The sequence below is a fragment of the Bifidobacterium oedipodis genome, assembly GCF_012932425.1.
GTDB lineage: Bacteria > Actinomycetota > Actinomycetes > Actinomycetales > Bifidobacteriaceae > Bifidobacterium > Bifidobacterium oedipodis.
In genome coordinates, this window is the sequence record NZ_JAAIII010000008.1 from 30591 (window position 1) to 54632 (window position 24042).

General features: G+C 59.0%; 19 protein-coding genes and 1 tRNA gene. 6 read left to right on the top strand and 14 right to left on the bottom strand.

What is annotated here, in order from left to right; all coding sequences use genetic code 11:
- The first annotated feature begins 132 nt into the window (after positions 1 to 132).
- Positions 133 to 735, top strand: coding sequence for a biotin transporter BioY (locus G1C95_RS11170; RefSeq protein ID WP_169173034.1), 603 nt, complete (start codon positions 133 to 135; stop codon positions 733 to 735).
- Between the two features lie 24 nt (positions 736 to 759).
- Here G1C95_RS11170 and G1C95_RS11175 read toward each other — a convergent pair whose 3' ends face one another.
- On the bottom strand, positions 760 to 1683 hold the full coding sequence (locus tag G1C95_RS11175) for a biotin--[acetyl-CoA-carboxylase] ligase (RefSeq protein WP_169173035.1): 924 nt from the start codon (positions 1681 to 1683) through the stop codon (positions 760 to 762).
- 275 nt (positions 1684 to 1958) lie between these two features.
- Here G1C95_RS11175 and G1C95_RS11180 point away from each other — a divergent pair, with 275 nt between their 5' ends.
- Positions 1959 to 3995 carry a DUF6020 family protein gene (locus G1C95_RS11180; protein WP_169173101.1) on the top strand — a complete coding sequence of 679 codons (2037 nt, stop codon included), beginning with the start codon at positions 1959 to 1961 and terminating at the stop codon, positions 3993 to 3995.
- Positions 3992 to 4972, top strand: coding sequence for a PucR family transcriptional regulator (locus G1C95_RS11185; protein ID WP_169173036.1), 981 nt, complete (start codon positions 3992 to 3994; stop codon positions 4970 to 4972). The genes G1C95_RS11180 and G1C95_RS11185 overlap by 4 nt, the downstream gene beginning before the upstream one ends.
- A gap of 180 nt (positions 4973 to 5152) precedes the next feature.
- Here G1C95_RS11185 and G1C95_RS11190 read toward each other — a convergent pair whose 3' ends face one another.
- Positions 5153 to 8020 carry a glycoside hydrolase family 3 protein gene (locus tag G1C95_RS11190; protein WP_169173037.1) on the bottom strand — a complete coding sequence of 956 codons (2868 nt, stop codon included), beginning with the start codon at positions 8018 to 8020 and terminating at the stop codon, positions 5153 to 5155.
- A gap of 199 nt (positions 8021 to 8219) precedes the next feature.
- On the opposite strand from G1C95_RS11190, the gene G1C95_RS11195 reads away from it, so the two are divergent.
- Complete coding sequence (locus G1C95_RS11195; protein ID WP_169173038.1) at positions 8220 to 8927, top strand: LytR/AlgR family response regulator transcription factor; 708 nt, start codon at positions 8220 to 8222, stop codon at positions 8925 to 8927.
- A 14-nt stretch (positions 8928 to 8941) separates the two neighbouring features.
- The gene (locus G1C95_RS11200) at positions 8942 to 10228 is read left to right on the top strand and encodes a sensor histidine kinase (protein ID WP_169173039.1); all 1287 of its coding nucleotides are present in this window, start codon (positions 8942 to 8944) and stop codon (positions 10226 to 10228) included.
- 88 nt (positions 10229 to 10316) lie between these two features.
- On the opposite strand, the gene rplA is transcribed toward G1C95_RS11200, so the two are convergent.
- The 12 genes from rplA to dapE form a co-directional block, all read right to left on the bottom strand.
- Positions 10317 to 11009, bottom strand: a complete 693-nt coding sequence (gene rplA, locus G1C95_RS11205; RefSeq protein ID WP_169173040.1) for a 50S ribosomal protein L1 — start codon at positions 11007 to 11009, stop codon at positions 10317 to 10319.
- Positions 11010 to 11024: 15 nt separating this feature from the next.
- Positions 11025 to 11456, bottom strand: coding sequence for a 50S ribosomal protein L11 (gene rplK / locus G1C95_RS11210; protein ID WP_169173041.1), 432 nt, complete (start codon positions 11454 to 11456; stop codon positions 11025 to 11027).
- 320 nt (positions 11457 to 11776) lie between these two features.
- A complete protein-coding gene (nusG, locus tag G1C95_RS11215; protein ID WP_169173042.1) occupies positions 11777 to 12688 on the bottom strand; it encodes a transcription termination/antitermination protein NusG in 912 nt (303 codons plus the stop codon).
- 28 nt (positions 12689 to 12716) lie between these two features.
- The gene (secE, locus tag G1C95_RS11220; RefSeq protein WP_169173043.1) at positions 12717 to 12944 is read right to left on the bottom strand and encodes a preprotein translocase subunit SecE; all 228 of its coding nucleotides are present in this window, start codon (positions 12942 to 12944) and stop codon (positions 12717 to 12719) included.
- 39 nt (positions 12945 to 12983) lie between these two features.
- Positions 12984 to 13059 (bottom strand) — tRNA-Trp (locus tag G1C95_RS11225).
- A gap of 120 nt (positions 13060 to 13179) precedes the next feature.
- A complete protein-coding gene (locus G1C95_RS11230) occupies positions 13180 to 14397 on the bottom strand; it encodes a pyridoxal phosphate-dependent aminotransferase (RefSeq protein WP_169173044.1) in 1218 nt (405 codons plus the stop codon).
- Between the two features lie 61 nt (positions 14398 to 14458).
- Positions 14459 to 15592 carry a glutamate 5-kinase gene (gene proB, locus G1C95_RS11235; protein ID WP_169173045.1) on the bottom strand — a complete coding sequence of 378 codons (1134 nt, stop codon included), beginning with the start codon at positions 15590 to 15592 and terminating at the stop codon, positions 14459 to 14461.
- Positions 15592 to 17289 (bottom strand): GTPase ObgE, encoded by a 1698-nt coding sequence (obgE, locus tag G1C95_RS11240; protein ID WP_169173046.1) that lies wholly within the window; start codon positions 17287 to 17289, stop codon positions 15592 to 15594. The genes proB and obgE overlap by 1 nt, the downstream gene beginning before the upstream one ends.
- 119 nt (positions 17290 to 17408) lie before the next feature.
- On the bottom strand, positions 17409 to 17660 hold the full coding sequence (rpmA, locus tag G1C95_RS11245; protein ID WP_169173047.1) for a 50S ribosomal protein L27: 252 nt from the start codon (positions 17658 to 17660) through the stop codon (positions 17409 to 17411).
- A gap of 22 nt (positions 17661 to 17682) precedes the next feature.
- Positions 17683 to 17991, bottom strand: a complete 309-nt coding sequence (gene rplU / locus G1C95_RS11250; RefSeq protein WP_169173048.1) for a 50S ribosomal protein L21 — start codon at positions 17989 to 17991, stop codon at positions 17683 to 17685.
- Between the two features lie 151 nt (positions 17992 to 18142).
- Complete coding sequence (locus tag G1C95_RS11255; protein WP_417852277.1) at positions 18143 to 21346, bottom strand: Rne/Rng family ribonuclease; 3204 nt, start codon at positions 21344 to 21346, stop codon at positions 18143 to 18145.
- Positions 21347 to 21753: 407 nt separating this feature from the next.
- Complete coding sequence (gene dapE, locus G1C95_RS11260; protein ID WP_169173049.1) at positions 21754 to 22947, bottom strand: succinyl-diaminopimelate desuccinylase; 1194 nt, start codon at positions 22945 to 22947, stop codon at positions 21754 to 21756.
- Positions 22948 to 23067: 120 nt separating this feature from the next.
- Here dapE and G1C95_RS11265 point away from each other — a divergent pair, with 120 nt between their 5' ends.
- Positions 23068 to 24012, top strand: coding sequence for an AEC family transporter (locus G1C95_RS11265; RefSeq protein ID WP_169173050.1), 945 nt, complete (start codon positions 23068 to 23070; stop codon positions 24010 to 24012).
- Positions 24013 to 24042 lie beyond the last annotated feature (30 nt).

A 24042-nucleotide genomic window follows, 5' to 3' on the forward strand; every position in this document is an offset into this window, starting at 1 on the left:
ACTTCTCTTTTATATTGACGTTTTCAACCGATTCATCTACAAAACCCCATGTCGGTTTTTGTTATGTTCCACAAACGTCACCGTAACTGAACTCGCCTAGCCTGAACACGAACCTACGAGAAGGGACCAATCATGACATTCAAACCCAGCACAACCGTAGCCGCTTCCCCGGCACGCACACTCCCCCGCCGCATTATCGCTGCCTCCTGGAAGCCCGCGATGTTCGCCGTGCTGCTGTGGCTCGCCTCCGCTGCCGGCGAGATTCCTGTTCCAGGCACTCCCGTGCCGATCACCCTGCAAACGCTGGTGGTGATGATGGCAGGTCTGATGCTCCCCTGGCGCCAGGCTGGCGCAGCCGTCGCTGCCTATCTGGCCGCCGGTGCGATCGGCTTGCCGGTGTTCGCAGGCGGTGCCTCCACCATGGCGTTGGTCGGGCCGACCGCCGGCTTCCTGGTCGGTTTCTTGCCCGGTGCGATTATGATCGCGCTGCTGCGCGGTGAGGCGAATCTGACGTCGCCGCTCGCCGCGGCAATCAGTGCCGCACGGTATTTGTTCGCAGCACTGGTCGGCGGCGTGGCTGTGGTATACGCCTTCGGATTCCTGATTCAGTCCGCCCTCACCGGCGTTCCGCTGAACGTGGTGGCGCTGGCTTCGATGGGCTTCGTGGCCGGCGACGCCGTTAAGGCCGTGGTGGCCGCACTGGCCGCCACCGGTTTAAGCAAGCTGGGACGCTGACCATAACGCCCACGTCGCATACGCCTACAGCACGCCCACGTCGGCGGTGCGGACAGTGTGGTCCGTGCCGTCGGGCGTGCGCAGGATCAGCGAAGCGTCTTCATTCAGGCCAATCGCCTCACCAACCAATGTTGAACCGTCGGTGAAGTGCGCCTCGACTTCACGTCCACGAGCCCAGCACACGGCGCGCATCTCTTCACGCAACTGTTCGGCCTGGCCTTCGGGGTCGGCAATAAATGCCGCAAGGCGAGTGGCAAAACCTTCCACCTCATATGCCGCAACCGCATCGCGCATAAGCTCGAATGCAGGCAGACCTGTGACATGCAGCTGCAGTGAGGTGGAATTCGGGGTTGGCAAACGGCATGCGCCAAGCGCAAGGTTGAGACCGATGCCGAACACCAAAGCCACATCGTCTCCATGCGCATCGTCGGCCGCATCCGACGGTGCATCAGCCGGTGAATTCTGCGGCAGCATCACCAATTCCGAAAGCAGACCGCCGAGTTTCAGCCCGTGGCAGAACACATCATTGGGCCACTTCAATTCCAGCAGACAATCGGGCTGATTGGGCTTGGCACCGAACTCGTCCATCGCGCGGTTCATTGCATCCAGGGTCACCAAGCCGGAAATCATCTGCAGCCAACCGTTAAGACGTTCGTCAAGCGCGAGCGCGCACGGCATGCGAACGGCATACGAAATCGTGGAGCAGCGGCCGGGCTGGCTTACCCACTTATGCCCCATACGTCCACGGCCTGCCGTCTGGCGATCGGCCGCCACTACGGATACGCCCAGCGTGCCGTCCTGGTGGACGGGCAGGTCAAGCGAACCGTCGGCAATCATCCGCGCGGCAAGCGCATTGGTTGAATCCGTCTCGGCGACGGCGACCACTTGGTCGGCAATGGTTTCGGTACGCGGCAACTGCGGCGTTGCGGCTTTCAGTGCAAGCATCATAAGGCTCTACGTTACCCCCGTTCGCGATTTAGTTACACCGTTAAACCGTCTCAAATCCGCACAATGGCAACCTTTTTCGCACATCGGGTACTTGTTATCGTTAACAGCCGCCTCTTTGTGCGCAACATCACAATCTCAACTGTCCACTATGCGTACGCGCAGTGCATGCACAATACATAAGCAGTGCGCCTGTGTCGTTGTGGCTCACGCAAACCCACGCATGCAGCCGTTTGTGCATACGGCTACCATGGTCAACCATGACCATCACCACCAGCATGCAACCTGAAGCCGCCGTGTCGATACCACGTCCGCTGCCCAAGCATCCGCATCTGGCGCGCGTAGCTGCGGCATCGCGCTGGACGCTGGCCATACTGGCCTGTTTATGGATGGGACTATGCACGGCAGTGGGGCCGTTGTATTGGCAGGAAGGTTCGCTGGCCGACTGGTCGTGGCTGAACACCGCATACTTTCTGCTGTCAACGGCAATCTACTTCGGTTTGATCGTGGCGCTGGTACGTTACGCAGGTCATACCAAGTCGGCATCTCGCCGCAAACAAACGGCTGATAGCAAGCGCACAAGCGGCAAAACCGGTGGCGCGGACGATACCTCAACTGCTGCACAGCTTCACGCACAAGTACCAGTATCAGTGCAACCAACAAAACAACAAGCAACGCACACATCGCGCGTCCGCGAACGACTGCTATTCGTATGGACGGTGATCCGTCGCGGACTGCGCATCGCGTTCACAACGGCCGGCCGATGGATTACGCGCGCCACAAATCGCACGTGGAAAATCGCGCTAATCCTCTTCATCGGCTGGCTGTGGGCACCCACCACCCTATTGGCGGCGTTCGGTGCGGATATTCGCTCGCAAATCCGCGAATTCAGTTGGGCGTGGAACCAGTGGACCGGACTTGAACAGCCATATATCGGCTTCTTCTCGTTCGTGCCGATGGATATCTACCCCACCGCGCATTATCTGTGGCCGGACAACCCCACGTATCTGACGGACCAGCATAATGTGGTGCTTACCGTGTATTACGGCGCTACCGCCGCATTCTCCCGGTACCTCACCGGTTCGAACGATGCCGGCATTGTGGTGCTCGCCGCCACCCAAATGCTGTTCGCCGTATTCTGCTGCGCTGCTGCGGCCAACCGTTTCCTGAATCTGCCATGGAACACATCGCAATCTCCCGCCGGCGGACTGGCACGATTCCTTATCCTGCTGTTTTTCCTCATCTGCCCGCTTGCAGTGTTCTCCACCATTTCGATTACGAAATCGCCGCTGTTCGCATTCGCATTCGTCTGGTGGTTCAGCATATGGTATGAGCTGCGCTGCACCTGGTCCAAGGCCACGCACGCGCCCAAGCGCCTGCCACGCCACAGCATGATCGCCTTCATCCTGTCCACCTGTGTGATGCTTATCGCCGCCAAATACGCGTGGTACATCATCGCATTGCAGATTGTGCTCGCGCTTATCGCCGATCGCCGCCGCTGGGGCACCTACGTCGTGGCCCTGCTGATTCCCACTGTGCTCATTCATGGCGGCATCGTCTATGCCATCAACTCCGGCGCGATTATCGGCGGCGATCCCATCGAAAGCCGCGGCGTGCAATTGCAGATGATCGCGCGCGTGGCCGCACGCAATCCGGACGGCATCAGTCAGGAGGCACGCGACGCGCTCGAACCAGTGTTCAATCTCGACCAGATGGCCGACGCCTACTTCCAGCAGGATGCCGATCCGGTGAAATCATCAGGCATTCAGTCGAAGAAGGTGAGCTACAAGTGGCGCTCCGTCACCCCTGAAGACATGGAAAACTTCAATAAGGCATGGATTGAAATCGTCAAAGACAATCCGGTGATCGCCATCGATGCGCTGCTGGCCAAATGTTTCGGCTATTTCAACGTAACCGACCATCCATACGTGGCGATGGATTATTACGTGAACAGCGACTATGTGCAGAAGAATTCCACGTGGATCAAATCCTATAACCACGAATGGCGCGAGAAGGTGGCTCAATTCGCTGACGACTGGGGGCATATTCCGGTGCTCGGCTGGTTCACCCACGGCAATTTTTATGTGGTGCTGACGTTGATTATCGGAGCTGCCGAAGTCATCCGCCGCCGCTGGCTCACGCTGGTGACGCATATGCCACTGCTGCTACTGATGGGCGTAATGATCACCGCACCGGCCAATAATTTCGAGCGCCATATGCTGCCTGTCGCCTTCGTATTCGGGTTCGTGGCGCTGACGTTCTGGCGTGAATCCAAAGCCGAACGCGCCCAGAGTGCAGCTAGACTGGAAGCATGACCGTCGATTTTCTCGAACTGCTGAACACCGCACCTCTGGACGGTGACGGTACTGCTGCCGACACCATTGGCTCCAGCGAGGCCGGCAGCAGCGTCATCGATGCCGGTGGCACCGTCGATGCCATCGATGAGCGCGTGCGCCGCGTGCTGTTCGAGTGCCTGTTCTCAGGACTGTCCGATGAACGTGTGGCCTCACTATTCCGTGTGATTGGTTGGCCTGACGGCTTCGACTGCTACGCCATCGCCGGTTACCCGGCACAATCTGCCATCCGCTGCCGTACTGATATCGAGCGTATCGTCACTGATTTTGCCGGCAACTGTCTGACCGCTGAATATGCTATGCCTATCAATGGCGGTATCGGTGCCGAACGTATGACGCGTGCCCAAACCGATGATTCACGCCAACCTTCCGCCGATCAACCCCACACTGGCCAGACAACCGCTGACCAGACAGTAATCGTGGCGCTGGTTCGCCCGGTTGGCGCGGCCACCCCCGAAGTTATCTGCAACAGCGTTGCTGTGGCGTTTGACGGTAATCGTCCGTTGGCATTGGGCCCCACGCTGGCCGGCGCCGATGGTGCCCGACAATCAATCAGCACTGCCCTGTTCTGTCTGAAAGCCGCCCCGGCGCTGACTGCCACGGTGCAGCAGCTGCCTCGCCCCTTGCGGGCTATGGATGCACTGCCTGAACGGGCTTTAATCGGCGATACCAGCGCCCGCGACGAACTAGTTAATGTGGTCTATGGTTCGTTGGCCGCCGCCGGCAGCGACGATCCAACGCTGACCACAGTCTCCACTTTTTTGAAATTCGGCGGCTCGTTGGAAGCCTGTGCCAAGGCACTGAATGTGCATCCCAATACCATTCGTTATCGGTTGAAGCGTGCCGCCGAAACCACCGGCTGGGACGCCACCGACCCGCGCGAAGCCTACGTACTCACCTGCGCCATCGCCCTGGGCCACATCCAGTCCGCACACTGAGCGAGATACGCATCCGTCACCACTCCTCTTCTCTCCTCTTCTCTTCTCTCGTCATCCCGAACGGAGTCGAGGGATCTCAATGCTTCGACTTCGCTCCGCTTCACCCAGCATGATGAAGGACTGCGAATATGCGAAGACCCCCGACACCGGAAGGGTATTGGGGGTCTTGGTTTACGTCAGCTATTTGACAATCACCTTGTCTTTGCGACGGGACAGGTAACGCTTGATGGTCAGCACTTCAAGTCCCACGACCAGCACTGCGATAACACCGATGGCCGCATAGGCGATGGTCTTCCACACCGGAGTGACCGTTTCCGGCTCGCCATCCGCGTACATCCAGCTGTTGGCGGTGGTGTACAGGATGTTGTGGGCCGCGGTGCGCATTGCCTTCACCGAGGTGGCCGACGTGTCGGTCACGTGGTTGCCGATGCCGATGGTGGAGAGCATAGCATCGTTGCCGTTGCGGATCTCATGGTCGGGATTCTGGTACGAATCGAAGTAGCCGAAGAAGTCGGTGAGCACCATGCCACGGAAGTTCCATTCACCACGCAGCACCGTGTTCAACAGCGGCGAGTGAGCCGCGGCATAGGTGGTGCCGATATAGTTGAATGCGCTCATGGCTGCGGTAGCGCCGCCTTCCTTCACGCTCATCTCGAAGGGCTTCAGATAGATCTCGCGGATTGCCTGCTCGTTGGCCCAGGTGCACAGCATGTTGTTGCGGTTGGCTTCCTGATCGTTGAGGGCGAAGTGCTTGATAAACGCATACACGCCTTCCTGCTGAGCGGCTTCGATTTCTTTGGTCGCCATCACACCGGACAGCGTGGGATCTTCGGAGAAATACTCGAAGTTACGGCCGCCAAACGCGCTGCGGTGGATGTTCATAGCGGGAGCGTACCAGCCGGACACATGCATGTCATGCGCCATCTGGGCGATCATCTCACCGAACCGTGTCGCAAGGTCGACGTTCCAGGTGCAGGCGAATGCGGTGGATGAGGGGAAGCCGATGGATCCGACGCCGGTGAAGTTGTTGTTCAGCGCAGCTGGACCGTCCGCATCCACCATCTGAATCTTACCGATGGAATCAACTGCGGCGCTGCCGAAACCGGCATTGGCGATGAGGTTGTCCATGTCGTTGAAGGTCAGTTGGTCGAGCAGATCGTCCCACAGCGGATCGTCATAATCCTTGTCGTACAGGTCGGCCAGACGCACGCCGTTCTTCGCGCCGGTGGTCGGCATCTCATCCGAATCGTCGTTGTAGTCGACGGGATCGTAGTTCGAGTTGTTAACAAAGGTTGCTTTGACCTCGTCGCTCATGCTGTAGCTGGTCGGGGCGGCAGTGGCCTCGACATAGTTGGCGAAGTGGTCGGCGCGGGACAGGTAGGTCAGGTCGCCGTTCGCATCGTCGAACTGGTTGGTCGCCACCACGGCGTCGCCGCCGTGCGTGTTGTCCTCGGAATCATAGGTGATGGTCTCGGCCACGTTGATGGTCTGCTCGTCGATCACCGTGTGGGAGTCCGAGTTGATGGACACTACGTAGTCGCCGGCCTCGAGCACGTATGCCTTCGCATCCTCGTAGTCGTAGGACGCCATGTCGTCGTCCTCGAACTCGATCGAAACGGTCTGGGACTCTCCCGGCTCAAGCAGATCGGTCTTGGCGAAGTCCACCAGGTTCACGCTGGACTTCTCGACGCCGCCGTTGGTGTACGGCGGGTTGTAGTAGACCTCGACGATGTCCTTGCCGGCCTTCTCGCCGGTGTTGGTCACGGTCACGTCGAAGCTCACCTTGCCGTCCGCGTAGGTCACGTCGCCCATCTCTTGGGAGAAGGTGGTGTACGACAGACCATAACCGAATGGGAACGCGACCATATCGTCGTAGTCGATCAAGCCCTCGTCGTCGGCGGTCTCATAGAACTTGTAGCCCACATAGATACCCTCCGTGTAATTCACGAAGCTGGGCGTGCGCTCATCCAACTCGAATTCCTGCATATTGTCATACTTGAAGCTTCCGAAGTTATTCCACACCGGAGTCTGGGTGAGGTCCTTCACGAAGGTGTCGGAAGTCTTGCCGGAGGGGTTCACTTCGCCCGTGAGAATCTCGCCCAAGGCCACAAAGCCACTTTGGCCTGCCGGAGGCACCCACAACACAGACGAAATCTGCGGATATTCATCCAGGAAATCGAATTCCAAGGCGTTCGCACCGTTGTAGACCAGCGTCACGTTCTCGAAGTTCTCGGTGACCAACTTGATCATGTCCTCTTCGGTCTGGCTCAGCTGCAGGAAGTGGTCACCGGCTTCAAAGTCCTCATACTTGTCGGAATTATTGACATAGGTGATTTCATCGGACTTCATATCAATCGGCAAATCGACGCCCTCGCCACCGATGCGTGTGATCACCACAAGAGCCTCGTCGGAGAACTCCTGAGCATCAGCAATCAACGTATCGGAGTACTGGTCGGCTGGAACTTCGGGAAGGGTCCAATCAACAACCCAAATCTTCGCCTCCGGGCGGCCCTCGCGATATTCGGTATACATATCGGTCAGTGAGTCGTTCGTTTCGATTCCGGCCTGAGCCAGACCCTCAAGCAAAGAGACTTTCTCATAACTATCGCTTAGCGAGCCCGATCCGGTACCGCCGTACACAGGATTGGTGGATCCCCAGCCGAATACATTGACTTTCTTGCTGGAGAGCGGCAAATTCGCATTGTCATTCTTGAGCATGGTGATGGCTTCGGACTCCACCTCTTCAGCCAACTCATCCGCCGCCGCGACAGTTGCATCCGACAACTCGTATTTAATCGTCGTAGCGTTGTTCAGCAACGTGGAAAGAGGCCCGAACAGCATCATGCAAACCGCCACTATTGTGGCAACCAAAGCGACAATCCATGATTCGGAGTGGACGATCTTGCGCAACGCAGTATCAGTGATGGTTTTCTTATTCACCGCAACAGTGATGACGCAAGCTAGCACAAGCACAACGCCGATGACAATAAGCTGCGGCAGCACCGACTGCACAGCCGAAACGACATCATCCATATTGATGCCTATCATGGTGGATCCTTCCTATTCTCTGTCAGTGTCTTTCTATGAACGGCACCTCATTGAAGCCGTACCTTGATTTCAGCAAAACGCGGAGCTCTTTGAGAACCGACAACATATCCGGGCGGTTCCACAGCACAACCCGCTTCGGCAGGATGACGCGATTAGACAGTCAAGCCACTAGAATCGGAACCATTGGTCAAGGAGGAACATGCTGCACATCGCCATCGTCGAAGACTCGCCGATTGATCAAGAGCATCTCTGCAGAATTCTGGAATCATACGCGAACGACATCGCCTTGCAATACCAAATCTCGATGTTCGCCAACGCCGATATGTTTCTCGATCGCTATCGTCCCGTTTGGGATTTGATTTTCATGGATATCGAAATGCCCGGGCTGGACGGAATGAGCGCCGCACGTCAATTGCGGAACATGGACGAGGACGTTCCGTTGGTATTCCTCACGCATGTGGCCAGCCTGGCGACCGACGGGTACGATGTCAACGCACTCTCGTACATCATCAAACCCGTGTCACCGGAAGTGTTCGCGCTAAAGATGCGCAACGTGCTGAACCACATCAACAGACGTGACAAGGCGTACGTCACCATCACCGGACGCAGCGGAACCATGCGCGTGACGGTCGACTCCATCTCCTATGTGGAGGTCAGCAAACACAGTCTTATCTTCCATACCAGCCAGGGCAATGCGGTCGCCTACGGAACTCTGAAAGCCGTCGAGGAACAGCTGTCACCCCACGGATTCCTTCGTTGCGGGCAGAGCTTTTTGGTCAACCCGCGCCATGTGAGCGGAATCCACGGCGATGAGGCATTGGTAGGGGGCGAGCGTCTGCCCATCAGCCGGGCACGCAAACGCGAGTTCATGGAGGCTCTCACCGCTTACCTTGGCAGTATGCAGTAGACGGGTGTTTCATAATGACAGGAATCACGACTTTGATCATGGCCGGACGATTCCCGGTCGAGCTTATCTTCGCCGAGGCGATATGCTGCCGGAATCTGCCACGTAGGCCGCTGTTCTTTCTTCGCGTCATCGTCTGTGTCGCAGCAAGCATCGCACTGAGCTGGGTCATGTTCATCATGCCGTCTCCGGGATGGTTCGGCATCACTCGGTTCTTCGTCGTTTTCGCATGCACCGTCATAGGCATCGTCTGGTGCTGCTCCGCCACCATACGGGAAGCGCTGTTTTATGGAGTGGCGGCCTATGCGATCCAGTACTGCGCCGAAAGCATCATCTATCTTGCCAGCGCGATTCCGCAGATCAATCCGCTGGAACCCATATGGGTGATGCTGTTGGGATATCCGTTTGCGGCGCTGGCACTGAGTATCCCATTCACTCGTTCGATGCTGCATAACGCCGGCGAGAAGGTCAATGACACCGCGCTGCTCGCCGTATCCGCCACCATATTGACCATCACCATGGTAATCAGTTTCGCCAAACTCATGTATTTCAGCACAGATGACCAAGCGATCAACATCATCTGCCTGATATATGCGATTCTCTGCTCTCTTCTGGCTTTGACGATTCAATCCGGGCTTCTCGTCCAATCGCATTGGAAACGCGAAGCGGAATTTGCCGATCGCATGTGGAAGCTCAATCAGCAGCAGTACGAACTCAGCCGCAACACCATCGACCTGATCAACGTCAAAAGCCATGATCTCAAGAAACAAATCAACCTGCTGAGAAACAGCTCCACGACTGTGCCCGCCAGTCAGGCGTTGGATTCCATCGAGCAGGCTGTGGACCGCTACGATTCGCTGGCCAAAACCGGAAATCCCACGTTGGACGTCTTGCTGACGGACAAGCTGCTTTCGGCGCAGCATCAGAATGTCACATTGCATTATCTGGTGGACGGCAAGGCATTCGACCAGCTTGACGCCATCGATTTGTATGCGCTATTCGGCAATATCCTCGACAATGCGTTCGAGGCGGTTGCGCAACTGCCCGAGCAACTGCGCGTCATCGATCTCAAAGCCACCCGTTCCGGCAGTATGGCGGTGATTCGCTGCAGCAACTACCGCGCGCCTTCCCCCATCCTTCTTACCGACGAGCATCTGCCGGCGACCACCAAGCCAGACAAGGACTGGCACGGATTCGGTCTCGCCAGCATTCGCATGACCGCGGAACGCCACAGCGGCAGCGCCGCAGTGGATGCCAGCGACGACATGTTCACCATCACCGTGATGATCCCACTCAACGCCTAGGTCGACGGCCAGATACGTAAAAAGCCTCGGTACCGTAAAACAAACGGTACCGAGGCTTTCGTTACGCGCTTAACGCTGCAAACAGCGATCAGGCGAAGGTGTTCGGGTCAACCGGAACGCCGGGGTTCATCGTGGAGGTGATGGTCGCCTTGGTAACGTAGCGGCCCTTCACGGTGGACGGCTTGAGACGCTTGACTTCGTCGGCCACAGCCTTGAAGTTCTCGTCCAGAGCGGACTCATCGAAGCTCAGCTTGCCGATGAGGAAGCTCAGGTTGCCGTTCTTGTCCACGCGGAACTCGATCTTGCCGCCCTTGATGTCGGCAACAGCCTTGGCCACATCCATGGTCACGGTGCCGGTCTTCGGGTTCGGCATGAGGCCACGGGGGCCGAGCACGCGGCCCAGACGGCCGACCTTGCCCATCATGTCCGGAGTGGCAACGACGGCGTCGAAGTCGAGGAAGCCGTCAGCAACCTTGGCGATCAGATCGTCATCGCCGACGATGTCGGCGCCGGCCTCGGTGGCTTCGGTGGCCTTCGGACCACGAGCGAACACGAGAACCTTGGCGGTCTTACCAGTGCCGTGAGGCAGGTTGACGGTGCCACGCACGAGCTGATCGGCCTTGCGCGGATCAACGTTCAGACGGAGCACAGCTTCGACGGTCTGGTCGAAGTTGTAGGAGGGCATGCTCTTGATCAGAGCGATGGCCTCGTTGGCGGTGTAGAGGTTGTTGCGATCGACGCGCTCAGCGGCTTCGCGGTACTTCTTGGAACGCTTTACCATCTGTCCTTCTCCTTATCAGTCCGTGACCGTGATGCCCATCGAACGGGCGGTGCCCTCGATGATCTTCATGCCGGCTTCGATGTCGCGGGCGGACAGGTCTTCCATCTTGATCTCAGCGATCTCCTTGACCTGGGCCTTGGTGACAGAGCCGACCTTGTGGGTCAGCGGGTTCTCGGTGCCCTTTTCGATGCCAGCGGCCTTGAGCAGCAGAGCTGCGGCCGGCGGGGTCTTGAGCACGAAGGTGAAGGAACGGTCTTCGTAGACGGTGATCTCAACAGGGATGACCTGACCCATCTTGTCCTGCGTCTGGGCATTGTATGCCTTGCAGAAGTCCATGATGTTCACGCCATGGGAGCCGAGGGCCGGACCCAGCGGCGGGGCCGGGTTGGCCTTGCCAGCCTGAATCTGGAGCTTGATCAGCGCCGAGACTTTCTTCTTGGGAGCCATATTATGGTTCTTCTTTCTATAACGCGGTACTGTCGGTCGCCGCTGGCGCTGCTACTTGGCGTACGTCGCCTGCCATGACGCTTGACTCGTTATTTCATCATGCCGGGCGGCCGTCACTGCTCAGGTCGAACCTAGCAGGTGCCGTATGCGCGCGGGCGGTCTCCTCCCGCAACTTATATTGCTGTGCTGTGATGGCGGGTCTCCCCTCCAGACACAAGCTTTCCTATTATGTCTATTCCAGTGGACAATTGAAATACCAGCGGAAACAAGAAAACCCAGCCATGAAGGCTGGGTTTTCGTAACGACTGTAATCAGGACAATCAGGCGAGCTTTTCGACCTGGTTGAAGCCGAGCTCCACCGGCGTATCGCGGCCAAAGATGGAGACCAGCACGGTGAGCTTCTGGGTGGTCGGCTCCACATCGGAGACGACAGCGGCCATAGTGGCGAAAGGACCGTCGGTGACAGTAACCTGATCGCCCACAGCGTAGGAAACCTCAACCGTACGCTTCTTAGCGGCAGCAGGCTTATCACCGGCCTTCTTAAGCGCTTCGGAAGCGATCATCGGTGCCATCATCGCCACGACTTCCTTGCGGGAAAGCGGCGCAGGATCCTTGGTCGGGCCCACAAAACCGGTCACACCTTCGGTTTCACGCACGATACGGCGGGCGTTCTCATCCGGCCACATGCGAATCAGCACATAGCCCGGCACACGCACACGGGTGATGACCTTCTTGCCCTTTTCGGTGTGCTTCTCCACCTCTTCCATCGGCACCTCGACTTGGAAGATCTGATCTTCCATGCCGAAGGAGGCGACGCGGGATTCGATGTTGGTCTTCACACGCTTCTCATAGCCGGAGTAGGTGTGCAGCACATACCACTTGCCTTCAAGGGCGCGTAGGGACTTGGAGAACTCATCAACAGCCAGCTGACCGGCATCGGTGGTTTCGGCCTGTTCCGAGTCGTTGATTTCTTCGTCCTCGTCATCAACAAACGGATGCTCAGCCTCGGCAGCGACAGGTGCAGACTCCTCAGGCTGCTGCGGATCCTCGGCTTGTGCGGCTTCGCTTTCACCGGCTTCAGTCGATGCGATATCTTCGGATTCGGGCACAGCAGATTCAGTAGCTTCGACAGCCGCAGCATCATCGTTCAGATGCTCAGCCACAGCTTCATCAGACTGTTCTTGCCCTTCAAGAGCGGCGTCCAGATTGTCGAGATTCAGTTCATCAGTCATGCGTAAGTTCACCTTCAGGTTGTGCGGATCAGCCGAACAGCCACAGCACGAGCTTGCCCAGACCGAAGTCCATGCCCGTGACCAAGGCCATCAGCAGCAGCACGAAGATGAACACGGCCAGCGACCAGAAGAAAAGCTCTTTGGCGGTGGGAGTCACAACCTTACGGAGCTCATCGATGATCTGCTTGATGAACAGACCAATGCGCATGAAGACATTCGGCTTGACTACCTTTTCGCTTGTGCTCGACTTAGCCATTTCATTACCTCGTGTCAGCTGCTTGATTGTAAAAATAATTGGCAGGGAAGGCGGGACTCGAACCCACAACCTACGGTTTTGGAGACCGTTGCGCTACCAATTGCGCCACTTCCCTAGGTGAACTTCACCTTGGCGTTGCATCCCGTAGGGGACGCTTCGCTTAGCGAAAACCGCCAAGGTGAGACTTTAGCAGCATGCTCGGATTATGGCAAATCCGCGACGCGCCGATGCCCGATCAGGCATCGTGGCGGGTTGCCCACTGCTTAAAGCGACGCATGCCTTCGGCCAGATCCTCATCGGCCAAGGCGTAGGAGAATCGCAGATAGCCGGGAGCACCGAAGGCTTCGCCGGGCACAGCGGCCACATGGGCCTCGTCCAGCAGCGCAGCCGCGAACTCGGAGGAGGTGTCACTCACGGTACCGTTGGGGCCGAGCGGCTTGCCGAGCAGCGCGGTGATATCCGCAAAGGCATAGAACGCGCCGGTCGGCGTCGGGCAAACAACGCCTTCGATGTCGTTCAGCGCGGCCACGATGGCGCGGCGGCGCGCGTCAAAGGCTCGGCGCATCTCATGCACTTCATCCAGCGGACCGGACACGGCTGCCAGCGCAGCACGCTGGGAGACGTTGGCCACATTGGAAGTCATATGACCCTGCAGCTTGGACGCAGCCTTGGCCACTTCGACGGGACCGACCAGCCAGCCCACTCGCCAGCCGGGCATAGCGTAAGTCTTGGCCACGCCGTTGAGCACAATAAGCTGATTACGCACTTCGGGCACTACCGCACCAATGTAGGTGGTGTGCGCCTCGTCGTAGTTGAGATGCTCATAGATTTCGTCGGAAATCACCCAAATATGGTGTTCGACGGCCCATTCGCCGATGGCCTTCACGGTTTCTGGGCTCCACACAGCACCGGTGGGATTATTCGGCGAATTGACGATAATCGCCTTGGTGCGCTCGGTGCGCGCAGCTTCCAGCGCTTCGATGCTCGGCTCAAAGTTCACATCGCCGCCGGCAAACACGGTGACGGGCACGCCACCGGCCAGCTTGACGGCCTCAGGATAGCTGGTCCAGTAAGGAGTGGGAATGATGACTTCGTCGCCATCGTTAAGCAGCACCTGGAATGTGGAATACACAGCCTGCTTGCCGCCGTTGGTCACCACCACCTGATCGGCGGTTACCTCATAGCCGGAATCGCGCAGCATTTTTGCCGCGATGGCCTCACGCAGTTCAGGCAGGCCGGGAGTGGGCGTGTACTTGTAGTTCTTCGGGTCAAGGCACGCCTCAGCGGCGGCCTTGACCACGTTCGCCGGGGTCGGGAAATTCGGCTCTCCAGCGCCAAAACCGATGACGTCCAGACCAGAGGCCTTCATGGCCTTGGCCTTGGAGTCGACGGCGAGTGTGGCACTCGGGGTCACATGATTGATACGGTCGGAAAACGTCTGCCAGTCAGCCATAGTCATGCTGCCTATGCTAAACCCAGCACCGCACAACATGACCACGCACGACCACACACGATTACACCAATACCAGGTTGTCGCGGTGAACCAACGGATGGGCGTATTGCTCGCCGAGGAAGCGCTTGAGCTGGGCGGTGGTGCGCCCAAGCATCTGTGGGATTTCCTCGGAATCGAAGCCGGCAAGACCGCGGGCCAAATGCTCGCCGGATTCGTCGTCCACCCATACCGGATCGCCGGCGGAGAACTCCCCGCGCACCTCCAGTGCGCCAGCGGCAAGCAGTGAGGCACGCCCACCACGCACAGCCTGGGCCGCGCCGGCATCGACCACAATGATGCCTCTCGGTTCGGCCGCGAAACCGATCCACAGGCGGCGCGAGGAGCCGCGCGCCTTGACGGGTGCGAATACAGTGCCCACCGGGTCACCCATCAGCGCGGGCCCTGCCTGTGCGGCGCAGGTGAGCACAGTGGGAATGCCGGAAACCGCAGCCACGCGAGCGGCCTCAAGTTTGGTGACCATGCCGCCGGTACCAACTTTGGAGCCGGAACCGCCGACGGTGATGTCTTCGAGCGCATCAATCACGTTGGGCACGTATGCCACACGCTTGGAGTCGGGTTGCGATGGAGGCGCGGTATACAGCGCGTCCACGTCGGTGAGCAGCACCAACGCGTCCGCGCGCACCAAGTTGGCCACCAATGCGGAAAGCCGGTCGTTGTCGCCGAAGCGAATCTCGTTGGAGGCCAGCGAATCGTTTTCGTTGATAATCGGCACCACGCCAAGGTCAAGCAGACGTGTCAGCGTACGTTCCACGTTGCGATACTGCTGCGGGCGAATCGTATCTTCGGCAGTGATCAGAATCTGCCCCACGCGAACGCCGAAACGGGCGAATGCGGTCTCGTACCGGGCCATCAATAGCCCCTGTCCCACGGCAGCGGTGGCCTGCTGCGTGGCCACATCGCTGGGTCTGGCGTCGAAGCCGAGCGGGCCGAAACCTGCCGCGATAGCACCGGAAGAAACCAGTACCACGCGCGCACCCTGCATATGGGCGGCGGCCAGTGCACAGACCAGTGCATCAAGACGCTCGGGATCAAGGTGGCCGCTCGGTTGGGTCAGCGAACTGGAACCAACTTTGACGACGACGGTTTGTGCGCCGGCAATCGCGCGGCGCACGTCAACCTGACTTGGTGTGGACATTATTCTTCGTTTGCTTCTTCCTGTGACTGCACATCCTCACCGCGGCCGAACAACGAGGTTTCGTCGTGACGGTCGTCGTCGATGGTGGGATCGGCCCAGTGGCCGGCCTTGCGTTCGGCGGCCATGGCGTCACGCACTGCGGCACGTGCATCCATCATCTCGTGGTATTGCGCTCGGCGCTCGGTGTTGGTGCGACGGTGCGCACGGCCGTCCTGTTCGGACAGGCGCAAATCCTTGCCGCGTGCGCCCAAATTGGAGCCGTCCAGCATTTCGGCACCGGCGGAAATGGTCGGATCCCAATCGAAATCGACCATGCGGCTGCCGCGACCAATGCGAATCTCGTCGCCGGGCTTGGCACCCTTGCGGCGCAGTTCGTCTTCCACACCGAGCTTGGCCAGACGGTCGGCCAGATAGCCGACGGCCTCGTCGTTGTCGAAGTTGGTTTGCATCACCCAACGTTCGGGCTTGGCACCGCGCACCTCATAGAACATCTCACCATTGCCAAGTTCGCGGCGTTCCACGGTGAATTCAAGCGCATTGCCACCCTCATCCGCACGGCGCGGACGGCGACCGGAGACTTCCAGCGGCTTGATCACCACGCGGGCCTCTTCCTCAGCCTCTTCGCGTGCGGCGACTTCCTTGCGCATATCGGCGACCAGCGCGCACAGCGCGAAGTTCAGCTCCTTCAAGCCTTCGTGCGAGGCGGTGGAAATGATATACACCTTCAGCCCCATCTTTTCGAATTCGGGTTTGACGAATTCGGCAAGTTCCTTGGCCTCCGGCACATCCACCTTGTTAAGGATTACAATACGCGGGCGTTCGGGGATCGGAATCGCACCCAGCGGCAGTTCCAGTTTGTCGGCGTACAGTGCAAGTTCCTGTTCCAGCGCCTGATAATCGCTTATCGGATCACGGTCAGGTTCCAGCGTGGCGCAATCGATCACATGGGCGATGATTTCGGTGCGTTCGATATGACGCAGGAATTCCAGGCCCAGGCCCTTGCCTTCGGAAGCGCCGGGAATCAGACCCGGCACATCGGCGATGGTGTAGCGCGACTCCCCCGCGACCACAACGCCCAGATTCGGCACCAGCGTGGTGAAGGGGTAGTCGGCGATTTTCGGCTTGGCCGAGCTCATCGCAGCGATCAGGCTGGATTTGCCCGCCGAGGGGAAGCCGACCAACGCCACATCGGCGATGGACTTCAATTCGAGGATAACGTCGCGTTCCTCACCGGGCTCGCCCAACAGTGCGAAACCTGGGGCACGGCGGGTTCGGTTGGCCAACGCAATATTGCCAAGGCCGCCGGCACCGCCCTTAGCGATAACGCAACGGTCGCCTTCATGGCGCAAGTCGGCAAGTTGTTCGCCGGGATGCTTGGAAGCTCCGACGGCACCACGCGCTTGGAAAACAACGGTGCCGCAGGGCACAGGCAGAATCAGATCGTCACCTTTGGAGCCATCTTTGTTGTCGCCAAGGCCCATGGTGCCATTGCCAGCCACACGATGCGGCATAAAACGATAATCCAACAGGCTCGTGGCGTTACGATCGGCCACGAAAATCACCGAACCGCCGTCGCCACCATTACCGCCGTTCGGACCAGCCAGTGGCTTGAACTTCTCGCGGCGAATACCTGCCGAACCATTGCCGCCGTCGCCGCCCTTGACATGAACGGTTACTCTATCCACAAAATCACTCATGCTGCACTACTGTACGCGATTGTCTGGTCTCGCAGTTTCGCTTACTACTGAACGCAAAAACCGCACCGGCGCAATATGCGCACGGTGCGGTTTGAAAGTTTTAAGTCGAAGACTTACGCTCAGGCAGCGATAACGTCCACAACCTTGCGGTCGCGGCGCACGCCGAACTTCACGGAGCCGTCGGTCAGAGCGAACAAGGTGTGATCCTTGCCCATGCCGACGTTGTTGCCCGGGTGGAAGTTGGTGCCACGCTGGCGAACGATGATGTTGCCGGCCACGACAGCCTCACCGCCGAACTTCTTCACGCCAAGGTATTGGGGATTTGAATCGCGACCGTTGCGAGAGCTGGACGCACCCTTCTTATGTGCCATGATTCATGGTCCTTTCTGGTTCTCAGGCGATCGCCGTGATCTTGACGGCGGTCAGCGGCTGGCGGTGACCCTTGCGACGGGCAACGCCGGTCTTGTTCTTGTACTTCTGGATGCTGATCTTCGGACCCTTGGCCTCATCATCAACAACTTCGGCCTTGACAGACATCTTAGCCAGATCAGCGGCGGCCAGGGTGACCTGAGTGCCGTCGACCACGAGAGCAACCGGGAATTCCACGGTCTCGCCCTTCTTGGCGTCGAGACGGTTGACGAGGATGGTGTCGCCGACCTCGACCTTTTCCTGATGGCCACCGGCCTTCACAATCGCGTACATATTCGTTCCTTTATTAACTTGGAAAGCTTCTTGCCCGACACGCCGAGCTCGCGGTCAGACACCAAACGTCAAAGTTACACCCACCGGGCGACTAACGCAACCCAATTCCTGAGCGTGTCAAACCTGACACGCCGCAGGATTGTTGTCGGTCTCAGTTTTCCGTGCTGTTCGCGGCCACCGCGGCGGCTGCGATCTGGGCGAGCTTGGCTTTGACATCCGCGCTGGAACCGGCGGGTTCCGGTGCGGGAGATGTGCCACGGCCGTGCTTGTTCGTGCGCACGAACGGATCGCCGCCGCGCATGGCGTAGGGATCGTCATAGTCGGCCGAGACGGTGGGCTTGTCATGCAGGATGAAGCCACGGCCCTTACAGGTCGGGCACTCCTCGGAGAACGCTTCGACCAGACCCTGGCCGATGCGCTTGCGGGTCATCTGCACCAGACCAAGGCTGGTGACCTCCGCCACCTGATGCTTGGTGCGGTCGCGTGCCAGGCATTCCACCAGGCGACGCAGCACCAGATCACGGTTGGCGGGCATAACCATGTCCACAAAATCAATCATTACCATGCCGCCAATGTCGCGCAGACGCAACTGGCGCGCGATCTCCTCGCTGGCTTCAAGGTTGCAGCGGGTGACTGTCTCCTCCAACGACTTGCCCCTGCCGATAAAACGGCCGGTGTTCACGTCGATGGTGGTCATGGCTTCGGTGCGGTCAATCACAATCGAACCGCCGGAGGGCAGGTAGACCTGACGCTCCATGCCCTTCCTGAGCTGGGAGTCGATCTGCCACTTGTCGAACACATCCTTGCCTTCGTGTTCGGCCGGATCCCAACGCTCCAGCTTGTCCTTCAAGTCAGGGGCCATGGTATCAAGGTATTCCTCGATGCGATCGTAGACCTTGTCACCTTCGACGATCAGCTTGTTGAAGTCGTCGTTGAAGATGTCACGCACCACGCGGATTGCCACATCCGGTTCGCCCTGCAACAGCTTGGGGCGCTTGCCATGCCAGAACTCCTCACGCTTGGCATTGATACGCTCCCACTGGCGCACCAGGGATTCCAGATCCTTGGTGATGGCCTCTTCGGAGGCACCTTCAGCAGCGGTACGGATAATCACGCCCATATCCTTGGGGGCGATTTTGCTCACGATATTCTTCAGCCTGCTGCGTTCGCGTTCGCTCAGCTTGCGGCTGACGCCGGTCATACCGCCGGAGGGCACGAGCACCAGGAAACGGCCGGCGAGCGTGACCTGGGAGGTCAGACGTGCGCCCTTGTGGCCAATCGGATCCTTGGTAACCTGCACCAGCACCGGATCACCGGACTTGAATGCCAGTTCGATGCGGCGCGGCTGGCCTTCGAGACGAGCTGCATCCCAGTTCACCTCGCCGGCGTACAGCACGCCGTTGCGCGCCTGGCCGATGTCGACGAACGCGGCCTCCATGCTAGGCAGCACATTCTGCACGCGGCCCAGATAGATATTGCCGACGGTTTGCACCTCTTGAATATCGGACACGTAATGCTCGACGAGCACATTGTCTTCGACCACAGAAATCTGGGTGTGCTGTTCCTTTTCGCGCACCACCATCAAACGATCCACGTTTTCGCGGCGTGCGAGGAAATCCTGCTCCATGAGCTGGCTTTGACGGCTGCGTTCGCGGCGGTTGTCGCGACGGCGCTGCTTCTTGGCTTCTAGGCGCGTGGAGCCTTCGACGTCGGTGATTTCGTCGATGTACTGCTGCTTGCGCGAACGACGCACCAACGGCTGCTCGTTCTCGTCTTCGGACTCCGCCTTGGCACCGCGGCGACGGCGACGGCGACGGGTCACGGTTTGCTCGTCGTCCTCCTCATCCTCGCTGCGACGGCGAGAACGTGTGGAAACTGCAGATTCCTCGTCTGCGTTGTCGTCAGCTTCACTGTTTTCAGTATTGGATTCAGTGGCGCGAGCGGCAGCTTCCGTACGTGAACCACGGCGACGGCGACGGCGAGAACGACGCGAGGAATCACCCTCGTCATCGGACTCACCCTCGGCAATCGGCATATAGGCGATGTCGTCCAGCTCAAGGTCTTCCTCAATCTGTTCGACCTCGGCCGCGGCGCGGCGCTCCTGAGCGTTCAGACGGCGCGAGCGGCGAGAACGGCCACGCCCCGTAGCCTCAGTATCATCAGCATCGTCGTGCTCGGTATGGTCATCACGATCATCATGAGCATCATGATCCATCCGATTCGCGCGATTGTCGACTTCGATATCATCATCAACCGGCCGACGCACGGGAAGCACTGGTTCCTGGAACAGCAACGAGGTCATCGGACGGCCCTGGCGCGTGGGCTCATGCCCCACCGGCAGCATGTCAACGGCATCAAGCAGACGCTCATCGGCGTCTGCGTTGCGTGTGCTGCGACGGCGAATCTGGCGCGGCTCGTCATCATCATCATCGTCATCCATATCATGCGCAAGCGTGCGGGAACGACGACGCACAGACGGGCGGTCATCGTCGTCATCGGTCAGGCGAGCGCGGCGGTGTGAAGACGGACGATCATCATCGCGCACATCATCATCGTCATCGGACACACGGGAGCGACGACGTGCGGTTGGGCGATCGTCGTCACGCATATCGTCGTCATCGGTTACGCGCGAACGGCGGCGCGCGGACGGACGATCATCATGATCGTCGTGATCATCGCGATCCATATCGTCGTCCATGGCACGGGTGCGACGGCGTGTGGGCCGCGCTTCGTCACGCTCATCGGCATCGTCATCAGACACACGGGTGGAGCGACGACGCGTGCGAGGAGCTGCATGATCATCACCATCATCGTCGGACGCGGCGGCTGCGGCACGCGTGCGACGAGTGCGGCGCGGGGCTGCGGGCTCTTCGGCCTTCGTGTCATCCTGATGATCATGCTGATTGGTCTCAGTTGTATCGGCCTTATCAGCTGTATTGGCTTTGGCGGTTTTATCGGCGGCATTGTCAACCGACGGTTCAGGCAGCACAGGCGCCTCGAATAGTGGCGTGGCAGGATGCTCCTGCACATGCAGCTCAAGGGAGGCACCGGCGGCACCGGCACCACGCACCACGCGGCGGCCTCCGCGGCGACGGCGCGGCGCAGGATTGGCATTCACCGCAGAGCCGGCAGACTCCTGAGCGGAAGGTTGGGAATCCTGAGCCAACTGAGATGACTGCGTTGCCGGAGCAGGCTGAGTTGAAGCAGTCTGAGCTGCAGCAGTCTGCGCACTCCGGCTGTTCTTTGCGGGCGGCAGCGGCGGCTCAGCGTTCACGGCTGCGGACGCAACGGATTCAGATGCTGTTGAATTATTGGTTTCGTCGCCGACGAAACCCTCACGGTTCTTGGTGGGCACAATGCTCCTTCGGCGCGCGCTGCATCGGCACGTCGCTGTATCAGGCCTCACGGCTCTCACACCACGCTCTCACCGTGGCCGCGCACACGAATAGTGCGCTTCCGTAGAGGCAACTTCGTCCAAAGTCTCTCTGTGGACGGCGGACACCGGCGCTCACGTTGTCTCGCTTTCGAGAGCCGCGAGGGGATCGACGCCATCTCACACGCTGACGGTTATGCAGAACCGCCGTCTTTCAGTATGCCACAATAACTGCCCCGCCCGCGACACTATAGGCAAAGTCGCGAGTCTCGCTCTAGGCAGTTCCTAGCTGGTTTATGACCCAGCTGTGTAATCCGGCTGCATGATCCGGCTGGAGTAATCGAACTGACGTACCCCAGCCGAATCATCTTAGAACCATCTCAGCTGACTTACCCCAGCCACTCCTGCAGAATATCGGCGAGCTGCACAAGGTCGGATTCGGGAACCTGCTCATCATGCTTATGCGCCAGCAACGGATCGCCGGCACCAAGGTTCACCGCCGGCACACCAAGCTGGGAGAATCGCGCCACATCGGTCCAGCCGAGCTTGGCCAGCGGATCGCGCCCAGTACGTTCCTTAACCAGGCGCACCAGATCGGCGGCAAGCGGGGCAGTCAGACCAGGACGTGCAGAGGGGCTTTCGTCCTTCATTTCAATGCCGTAGCCGGCGAACATACCACCGGTGGCCTCGTGTTCGCCGTTGCCCAACTGTGCAGCGGCGGCCGTCTCCTCGCCCATCATCAGGGCTTTGGCTTCGGCCAGTGTTTTGTCGGGGGCGAAACGGTAGTTGACGTGCACACGGCACCAATCGGGAATCACATTCGTGCCGTTGCCACCGGAAATCAGCGTGGCGTTAACGCCTTCGCGATAGGTCAGCCCATCCACTTCAATATCGGCCGGCTCGTAGGCGTTAAGACGGTTGAGCACATCGGCCACCTTATGGATGGCATTATCGCCCATCCATGCGCGGGCGGAGTGTGCGGCAACGCCGTGGGCAATCACATCGAAGCGCATCGTGCCGTTGCAACCGCCTTCGATGCCGCAGCCGGTGGGCTCGCCAATAATGGCGAAATCGCCCTGAATCCAATCGGGGTGCGCCTCGGCCACCTTACGCAGGCCGTTCTTTTCAGCGGCGACCTCTTCGTGATCGTAGAACACATAGGTCAGGTCGACCTTAGGCTCGGTGAGCGTGGCAGCAAGATACAGCATCACCGCGTCGGACGATTTCATATCGGTGGCACCGCGCCCCCACATCACGCGGTCGTTGGGGTGCGCTTCAGCGATTTCGGAGCGGATCGCCGGGTCTCCCGGTTCCAGCCAACGCGGCGGGAAGTTGTCAATCACCGGCACAGTGTCAAGGTGACCGGCAAGAATCACGCGGTTCTGCCGCCCCAAATTGGTGCTGGCCACCACCGTGTCGCCGTGCCGGCGCACGGTCAAATGAGGTTGGGCGGCAAGGAATGCCTCAACCTCGTCGGTGAGGGGGCCTTCCTCGTCGGAGACGGAATACTGCTCCATAATCTGGGTGAGCAGGGCGTTCAGCTGGTTGCCCTGAGCCTCGGTGTTGTCAAGCGTAATGGTCATAGGCCTTATCTTACGCAACGCAGCGGCCCTATCACACCGATATATTCCGCCAATAGGTGAGATGGAAGCGCCACTTACTTTGGACTATGCCACACTGGTGAGGTCAGGGAGGAACAGCATATGCCAGGTTTGATCAGCGCCATGCAGGGATTCTGCGTAATCGGCATCGTTATTGCGGTGGGGTACGCAGCCGCACGTTTGCGCATCGGAGGCCCGACCGCACAAATGGTGCTCAACCGGTTCTCGTTCTTCGTGTCCAGCCCGTGCCTGATGTTCGCGATTCTGGCCAAAGAACCGATTTTCGATATCTTCCATCCCTCGATTATCGTGGCGTTTTTCTCGGCCGTGCTGGTCGGTGTGGTGTTTCTGCTGCTCAATCGCATGTTTTTCCATCTGAAGGCCCCGGATGCCACCATCGGCGCGCTGAATTCGCTGTATCTGAATTCAAACAACATCGGTCTGCCGATTGCCACCTATATTCTGGGCAATCCGGCGCTTGTCGCGCCGATTCTGGTGATGCAGCAGGCCATTTTCACGCCTGTTGGCCTAACCGTGCTAGACGTAACCACCAAAGGCAAGGTGTCGGTTAAGGAGATTGCCAAGCAGCCGCTGCACCAACCGTTGCTGATCGGTTCGCTCGGCGGCATTTTGATCTCCGCGATTTCCGCCAAAGCCGGCTGGTTCGTGGTGCCGAACTTCATATTCGACCCCATCGATATGATCGGTGATTCTGCCGTGCCGATGATCCTGATGGCCTTCGGCATGTCGTTGCACGGCACCAAGCCGTTGCAGCAGAAGGGCGATCGTCCGGCCATTTTCACCGTGGCCGTTTTGAAGAACGTGGTGATGCCGGTGATCGCCTTCCTGCTGGCCTACTTCGTGATGGGCTTCCGTGGTGCGGAACTGTACGCCTGCGTGGTGCTCGCCGCCCTGCCCACCGGACAGAACGTCTACAACTATGCGGCGCGTTACAACGTGGGTCTCACCTTCGCTCGCGACGGCATCCTGATCTCCACGATGACCAGCCCGATCTTTATCGCACTTGTTGCAGTGCTGCTTGGCTGATGCCAGCACACACCGTTAAAGGTTCAGACA

What these genes read in the sequence shown, in the direction of transcription:
- nusG (WP_169173042.1), bottom strand. Translation starts at nt 12,688, where the DNA reads ATGACTGATGAACTGAATCTCGACAATCTGGACGCCGCTCTTGAAGGG.
- G1C95_RS11195 (WP_169173038.1), top strand. Translation starts at nt 8,220, where the DNA reads ATGCTGCACATCGCCATCGTCGAAGACTCGCCGATTGATCAAGAGCAT.
- proB (WP_169173045.1), bottom strand. Translation starts at nt 15,592, where the DNA reads ATGTCCACACCAAGTCAGGTTGACGTGCGCCGCGCGATTGCCGGCGCA.
- G1C95_RS11185 (WP_169173036.1), top strand. Translation starts at nt 3,992, where the DNA reads ATGACCGTCGATTTTCTCGAACTGCTGAACACCGCACCTCTGGACGGT.
- dapE (WP_169173049.1), bottom strand. Translation starts at nt 22,947, where the DNA reads ATGACCATTACGCTTGACAACACCGAGGCTCAGGGCAACCAGCTGAAC.
- rplK (WP_169173041.1), bottom strand. Translation starts at nt 11,456, where the DNA reads ATGGCTCCCAAGAAGAAAGTCTCGGCGCTGATCAAGCTCCAGATTCAG.
- obgE (WP_169173046.1), bottom strand. Translation starts at nt 17,289, where the DNA reads ATGAGTGATTTTGTGGATAGAGTAACCGTTCATGTCAAGGGCGGCGAC.
- rpmA (WP_169173047.1), bottom strand. Translation starts at nt 17,660, where the DNA reads ATGGCACATAAGAAGGGTGCGTCCAGCTCTCGCAACGGTCGCGATTCA.
- rplU (WP_169173048.1), bottom strand. Translation starts at nt 17,991, where the DNA reads ATGTACGCGATTGTGAAGGCCGGTGGCCATCAGGAAAAGGTCGAGGTC.
- G1C95_RS11180 (WP_169173101.1), top strand. Translation starts at nt 1,959, where the DNA reads ATGCAACCTGAAGCCGCCGTGTCGATACCACGTCCGCTGCCCAAGCAT.
- secE (WP_169173043.1), bottom strand. Translation starts at nt 12,944, where the DNA reads ATGGCTAAGTCGAGCACAAGCGAAAAGGTAGTCAAGCCGAATGTCTTC.
- G1C95_RS11170 (WP_169173034.1), top strand. Translation starts at nt 133, where the DNA reads ATGACATTCAAACCCAGCACAACCGTAGCCGCTTCCCCGGCACGCACA.
- G1C95_RS11190 (WP_169173037.1), bottom strand. Translation starts at nt 8,020, where the DNA reads ATGATAGGCATCAATATGGATGATGTCGTTTCGGCTGTGCAGTCGGTG.
- G1C95_RS11175 (WP_169173035.1), bottom strand. Translation starts at nt 1,683, where the DNA reads ATGATGCTTGCACTGAAAGCCGCAACGCCGCAGTTGCCGCGTACCGAA.
- rplA (WP_169173040.1), bottom strand. Translation starts at nt 11,009, where the DNA reads ATGGTAAAGCGTTCCAAGAAGTACCGCGAAGCCGCTGAGCGCGTCGAT.
- G1C95_RS11265 (WP_169173050.1), top strand. Translation starts at nt 23,068, where the DNA reads ATGCCAGGTTTGATCAGCGCCATGCAGGGATTCTGCGTAATCGGCATC.
- G1C95_RS11230 (WP_169173044.1), bottom strand. Translation starts at nt 14,397, where the DNA reads ATGGCTGACTGGCAGACGTTTTCCGACCGTATCAATCATGTGACCCCG.
- G1C95_RS11200 (WP_169173039.1), top strand. Translation starts at nt 8,942, where the DNA reads ATGACAGGAATCACGACTTTGATCATGGCCGGACGATTCCCGGTCGAG.